This window comes from Streptomyces flavofungini (genome assembly GCF_041028215.1).
Classification (GTDB): domain Bacteria; phylum Actinomycetota; class Actinomycetes; order Streptomycetales; family Streptomycetaceae; genus Streptomyces; species Streptomyces flavofungini_B.
Window position 1 is genome coordinate 1 of record NZ_JASKYR010001088.1, and the last position, 1918, is coordinate 1918.

Below are 1918 nucleotides of genomic sequence, written 5' to 3' on the forward strand. Positions count from 1 at the left end.
ATGAAGATCACCGGRATSGAACTGCGCCGGATCGCGATGCCCMTGCGGGCGCCGTTCCGTACCTCCTTCGGCGTGGAGACCGCGCGCGACGTCCTGCTCGTCCGCGTGGTCACGCCCGACAGCGAGGGCTGGGGCGAGTGCGTGGCCATGTCGGAGCCGCGCTACTGCTCCGAGTACGTCGACGGAGCGGCCGACGTGCTGCGCCGCTTCCTCATCCCGGCGCTGCCCGCCGAGGCGGACGCGCACGCCGTCAAGCGCGCGCTGAAGCCCTTCAAGGGGCACAAGATGGCCAAGGCCGCCCTGGAGACGGCCGTCCTCGACGCGCGGTTGCGGACCACGGGCGAGTCTTTCGGCACCTACCTCGGCGCCGAACGCGAGCGGGTGCCGTGCGGTGTCTCGGTCGGCATCATGGACTCCGTCCCCCAACTCCTGGACGCCGTCGGCGGATTCATCGACGAGGGGTACGTCCGCGTCAAGCTCAAGATAGAGCCGGGCTGGGACGTGGCGCCGGTCCGCGCGGTGCGCGAGCGGTTCGGCGACGCCCTGCTGCTCCAGGTGGACGCCAACGCCGCCTACACCCTGGCCGACACCCGGCAGCTCGCCAAGCTGGACGACTTCGACCTGCTCCTCATCGAGCAGCCGCTGGCCGACGACGACCTCGTCCAGCACGCCGCGCTCGCGAAGCGGCTGCGCACACCGGTCTGCCTGGACGAGTCGATCGAGTCCGCCGAGGACGCGGCAGCGGCGATCACGCTCGGCGCCGCCTCCGTCATCAACGTCAAGCCCGGCCGGGTCGGCGGCTATCTGGAGGCCAAGGCCATCCACGACGTGTGCGTGGCCCACGGCGTCCCCGTCTGGTGCGGCGGCATGCTGGAGACCGGCCTCGGCCGCGCCGCCAACGTCGCCCTCGCCGCGCTGCCCGGCTTCACCCTGCCCGGCGACACCTCCGGGTCCAGCCGCTACTTCGCCACCGACGTGACCGAGCCGTTCGAGCTCGCGGACGGCCATCTCGACGTGCCCACAGGGCCCGGACTCGGCGTGGAGCCCCTCCCCGAGGTGCTCGACCGGGTGACGACGGCAAAGGAGTGGATCAAGCTGTAGCCGGGCCCGCCGGCCGGGGCAGGCTGGGACCATGACCACGACCATGGCGTTCACCCCGGCCCTCGCCGACGGCCTGCTGCGTGGTGCGCTCGACCTGGAGCACACCGCGCACGGGGTCCTGCCGCACCGGCTGCCCGTGCGCGCCCGCACCCGGAACACCGAACGGCCACGGTGCTCGAACTGGAGGTGCTGCGCACCAGGATGGCGTACGAGGGAGCGGGGGCCGACCCGGACGGGGTGTACGACCTGCTGGTCGACGGCGTCCCGGCAGGCCGGGCCAGTGCGAGCGGCGGCCGAGTCCTCCTGATGGACCTGGCGACCGGCACCACGCGGACGCGGCCGGGCCCCGTCGGCACCGTCCGCTTCGCGCACCTCCCGCCCGGCGCGAAGGAGGTCCAGATCTGGCTGCCGCACAACGAGATCACCGAACTGGTGTCGCTGCGCTCCGACGCCCCGGTCGAACCGGTCCCGCCGGTGACTGGTTCGACCGGGGCGTGGCTGCACCACGGCAGCTCCATCAGCCAGGGTGCGCAGGCCGCGAGCCGCACCACGACCTGGCCCGCGGTGGCCGCCGCCCTCGGCGGGGTGGACCTGCTCAACCTCGGTCTGAGCGGCAGCGCCCTGCTCGACCCGTTCACCGCGCGCGCGATGCGCGACACCCCGGCCGACCTGATCAGCGTCAAGATCGGCATCAACATCGTCAACCTGGACCTGATGCGGCTGCGCGCCTTCGGCCCCGCGGTCCACGGCTTCCTCGACACCGTCCGCGAGGGCCACCCCCGGACACCGCTCCTTCTCGTCTCGCCCCTCCTGTGCC

At 72.8% G+C, this 1918-nt stretch carries 1 protein-coding gene and 1 pseudogene; both read left to right on the forward strand.

The features are described 5' to 3' along the window. On the forward strand, positions 1 to 1101 hold the full coding sequence (gene menC / locus AB8Z36_RS38630; protein WP_369218036.1) for an o-succinylbenzoate synthase: 1101 nt from the start codon (positions 1 to 3) through the stop codon (positions 1099 to 1101). Positions 1102 to 1132: 31 nt separating this feature from the next. Continuing rightward, positions 1133 to 1918 (forward strand): annotated as a pseudogene (locus AB8Z36_RS38635) (SGNH/GDSL hydrolase family protein); the annotation flags it as partial.